Source organism: Candidatus Micrarchaeia archaeon (genome assembly GCA_041653315.1).
GTDB lineage: Archaea > Micrarchaeota > Micrarchaeia > Anstonellales > JAHKLY01 > JAHKLY01.
Window position 1 is genome coordinate 1 of the sequence record JBAZFO010000066.1, and the last position, 4,008, is coordinate 4,008.

At 26.6% G+C, this 4,008-nt stretch carries 5 protein-coding genes; 1 reads left to right on the forward strand and 4 read right to left on the reverse strand.

Annotation, left to right across the window (positions count from 1 at the left end; genetic code table 11):
• Window positions 1-254: DUF1947 domain-containing protein (locus WC356_07585; protein MFA5383003.1), on the reverse strand; the 254-nt coding region annotated here is incomplete at its 3' end.
• Entirely contained in the window at window positions 251-1,354 is a 1,104-nt protein-coding gene (gene mnmA, locus WC356_07590) for a tRNA 2-thiouridine(34) synthase MnmA (protein MFA5383004.1), read from the reverse strand. The genes WC356_07585 and mnmA, both read right to left, overlap by 4 nt.
• A 166-nt stretch (window positions 1,355-1,520) precedes the next feature.
• Here mnmA and WC356_07595 point away from each other — a divergent pair, with 166 nt between their 5' ends.
• Window positions 1,521-2,012: a hypothetical protein gene (locus tag WC356_07595; GenBank protein MFA5383005.1), complete on the forward strand. Its 492-nt coding sequence runs from the start codon at window positions 1,521-1,523 to the stop codon at window positions 2,010-2,012.
• Between the two features lie 81 nt (window positions 2,013-2,093).
• Here WC356_07595 and WC356_07600 read toward each other — a convergent pair whose 3' ends face one another.
• Both WC356_07600 and WC356_07605 read right to left on the reverse strand, forming a co-directional pair.
• Window positions 2,094-2,636 carry an NYN domain-containing protein gene (locus tag WC356_07600; GenBank protein ID MFA5383006.1) on the reverse strand — a complete coding sequence of 181 codons (543 nt, stop codon included), beginning with the start codon at window positions 2,634-2,636 and terminating at the stop codon, window positions 2,094-2,096.
• Between the two features lie 153 nt (window positions 2,637-2,789).
• Window positions 2,790-4,008: leucyl aminopeptidase (locus WC356_07605; protein ID MFA5383007.1), on the reverse strand; the 1,219-nt coding region annotated here is incomplete at its 5' end.

Consider the following 4,008-nt stretch of genomic DNA (forward strand, 5'->3'; position numbering starts at 1 on the left):
ATTTTTTTTATTTTTATCTCATTTGCAAAAATAGTTTTCAAAGTAGGAATCCATTCTTCTTTTATTTCTCCTTTGGCAGTTATACTTTTATATTTAAAAAGTAAAGGCACGTCATTTTTTAATAAAACACATGCCTCATCTGTTTCAACTATTTCTATTTTATCTTTTTTATTCAATAATTCAACTTTGTATTTATCTTGCATGTCTTGCGCTATTTTTTTAATTTCGCTTCCTCTTAAGAATTGTTTTTTCATTCTATCCAGCCTCCACCTAAAATTAAATCTTTTTTGAAAAATACTGCTAACTGACCTGGTGAAACTGCAAAAATTGGCTCATCAGAAACAACTTTCACACAATTTTCTTTTTTTGTATTTTTATGAATTTTTGTCTCTTGCACTTTGTTTTTTTGTGTAATAATTGGATAAACATATGCTTTGTGTGGTGTTTGTTTATTTCTTACAATTACTTCTGCGCGCATTGGTTTTTCTAATTTTTCGAAAGCAACCCAGTTAACTGCGCCTACATAAAATTCTTTTGTTTTTAATTCATCGCGCGTTCCTAATGTTAAAATATTATTTTTTGTATCTATTTTTTTAACATATAAAGAATTAGGCGCTGATACTCCTAATCCTTTTCTTTGGCCTAATGGATAATAAATATATCCTTTATGTTCTCCTAATATTTCTCCTTTTGTATTAATTATTTTACCTTTTCGCGCTTTTTTCTTTGATACTCTTTCAATAAAATCTCCTTTATCCTCATGTAAAAAACATAAATCCTGGCTTTCCTCTCTATTTTTTGAATGTAAATTATATTTTTCAGCTATTTTTCTTATTTCATCTTTTTTTATATTTCCTAATGGAAATATTGTTTTTTCTAATTGTTTTTGAGATAACATAGATAAAACAGAGGATTGATCTTTCTTAATATCTTTAGGCCTGTATACAAACCATCTTTTAGATTTGTTATCCCATTTTTTTATTGCATAATGGCCTGTTGCATAATAATCTGCTTTTAATTTATTTACAGCATATTCCTGTAATAAACCAAATTTAAGAAACATATTGCATGGAACACATGGATTAGGTGTTCTTCCTTTCCATGATTCATCTAAAAAATATTGAATAACTTTTTCTCTAAATTCTTTTGATAAATTTACAATTTCTAAAGGAATTTCTAATTGTTCAGCTATTTTTTGCGCATCTTCAATATCCTTCTTAGAATCTAAATAAGGAGATAAATCCATTATTAGTCCTTTTACATTAGCGCCTTTTTGTTTAAGTAATAAAGCTGCAACTGAGCTGTCTAAACCCCCACTTAAAGCTACTACTATGTTTTTTCCTTTATAATCCATAAAATCAAATATTTAATCAATTAAGAAACTTTTAAACTTTTGTATTAAGAAAACTATCAAAAATGATAGATAATTAAACAAAAACGTTTAATTTATTCTTTAATTTTAAACAATACATTTATAAACATAAAATAACATAATAAATCTAGTTGTAGGGGTAATTAATATGAATTTTGAAACATTAGATAAAAAAACAGATTCAAAAAATATTACAGAAAGACCAAATATGCCAATGCGATTTTTTAGAAAAGCAGTTTTAGTCAGCGCTTTAGTTATTGCAAGTACAGGTATTTTAGGAGGATGTGGAGATCATAAACAAGAAATAAAAATAGAACAAGAAAATGAAATAGATACAAAACAAGAAATTCTCAAAAGAGAGTTTGTATCAAAAATAGAATATGAAATTGAAAAGTTTAACAAAAGCGGACTTTATTCAACTGATATAATTGTTGCAACAAAGATAGGTGTACATGAAAAAAATGAAATAAAACATTACGTTTCAGATAAAATGTCCTCCAACTTTGACAAAATGATAGAAGAATCAGTTTTAGATTCTATAATAACAGAATTTACAAAAAAATACCCAAAACTAAAATTTAATAAAAAAATAGAATTTGGACATTGTTATGCACCATATATCCTAAATATATCTAATTAATTTTTTTCTTTTTTTAATCTTTTACTTTTTCTAATTTTAAAAATTCAATATTTAGGCGCACTCCAAAACCTGTTGCGCCTTTTAAACTTTTGTATTAAAATGTTTTTTATTTAATAAAATTGATTTATCACAAACATCAAGAAGATGATTAGACATAGAGAATTTAGAATTTCTTTTTTTGTCTGTGTAATAATATAAAATCACATTCATCCCTTTTTTTCTAAGATTCTCTAAAATAGGCACAAAATCAGTATCTGCAGTAATAATAATAACATTTTTATATTCTAAAAAGGATTCAAATAAATCCATAGTTAATAAAGTATCTACACCTTTTTGATGAAATATATCATTTATCTTTTGACACCTTCCTTCGCGTATAATAAGTTTATCTATCTTTTTTAAAGTAATTATAAACTTATCATATGATGCTTTTCTTATTCTTTCTTCTTCAGTAGGTTTTGCACTTTGAAACGGAGGAGCCGTATAAAAAAATATTTTATCACACCATAAATTATTCTCTTTTGCTAAATTAATAGAAAAATCTTGAATTCTTAATTTACAATTAAATTTTTTTAATATTAATTTAAGATAACCATTATCAATAAATATTGCTGTTTTTTCCATAATATTAATACATATAGAACAAAATAAAAACTAGAAGGATTATTGGGATCCAACTTAATGGACCCCAAAAACATCTAGCAACCCAATAGGATTACTAGGGATCATAGTGAATATTATAAGTTAGTTTATCTTTAAAAAACTTTCTATCATTAACTACTCTTTTAAAAACTCAATATTTAGGCGAACACCAAAACCTGTTGCGCCTTTATAGGCGTATGGTTTTTCTTTTTTATGAAATGCAGTTCCTGCAATATCAATATGCGCCCAGGGTGTTTTTTTAATGAAATTTTTCAAGAAAAATGCAGCTGTTATTGAACCTGCTTCTGGTTTTTTGCCGGTATTTCTTACATCTGCTATATCACTTTTAATTAAATCTTCATATTCTTCATCCATAGGCATTTGCCATATTCTTTCTAATGAATATTCACTTGCACATATAAGTTTTGAAATTAATTCAATATCTTCTGCAAATAAACCTGCATTTTCTACTCCTAATGCAGCAACCATAGCTCCTGTCAAAGTCGCATAATCAATAATATATTTTGGTGAATAATGCTTTTCAGCATAAGATAAACAATCTGCTAAAACTAATCTGCCTTCTGCATCTGTATTTAAAATTTCTATTGTTTTTCCATTATACGCTCTTAATATATCTCCTTGTTTATATGAATCTCCAGATAACATATTTTCAGCTAGCCCAATTATCCCTATAATATTTTTCTTTAATTTTAATTCTTTAGCAGCAAATAAAGTTCCAACAACAGTTGCTGCACCTGCCATATCTGACTTCATCTCTTCCATTCCTATTGAAGGTTTAATATTTAAACCACCAGAATCAAAAGTAACTCCTTTCCCAACAAAACAAATTGGTTTATCTTTTTTATTTCCTCCTAAATACTCTAAAATAATCATTTTTGGAGGATATTTACTCCCTCTTCCTACTGCTTCAATTGCTTCCATTCCTTTTTTCTTAAAATCTTTTATATCTAAAACTTTAGTTTTTATTTTTAATTTTTTAGCTTCATTTAAAATTTCTTTTGTTAATTTTTCTGGATTCTTTTCAGAAGGCGCCATGTTTACTAAATCTCTTACATATGAGTTATAATATGCAATTATATCTGCTTCATTCATTCCTTTTTCAACTTCTTTTTTATCCTCATCAAGACTTAATACTGAAATTCCTTCAAATTCTATTTCTTCTTTTTTTGATTTAAAAGAATAATCATAAACTGCAAAATCAGAGGCATAAACTAATTCATAGCCTACTTCAAAAGGTGTTAATATAGTCTCTAATGGATAGATAAATGCACATTCTTTAAATTTTGCTTTTTTAGCAAGTTGCGCTGATTTGCCAGCTAATGCATTAAGTGTT

Excerpts from the sequence above, each read along its gene's own strand:
- mnmA (MFA5383004.1), bottom strand. The coding sequence starts at position 1,354 with ATGGATTATAAAGGAAAAAACATAGTAGTAGCTTTAAGTGGGGGTTTA.
- WC356_07595 (MFA5383005.1), top strand. The coding sequence starts at position 1,521 with ATGAATTTTGAAACATTAGATAAAAAAACAGATTCAAAAAATATTACA.
- WC356_07600 (MFA5383006.1), bottom strand. The coding sequence starts at position 2,636 with ATGGAAAAAACAGCAATATTTATTGATAATGGTTATCTTAAATTAATA.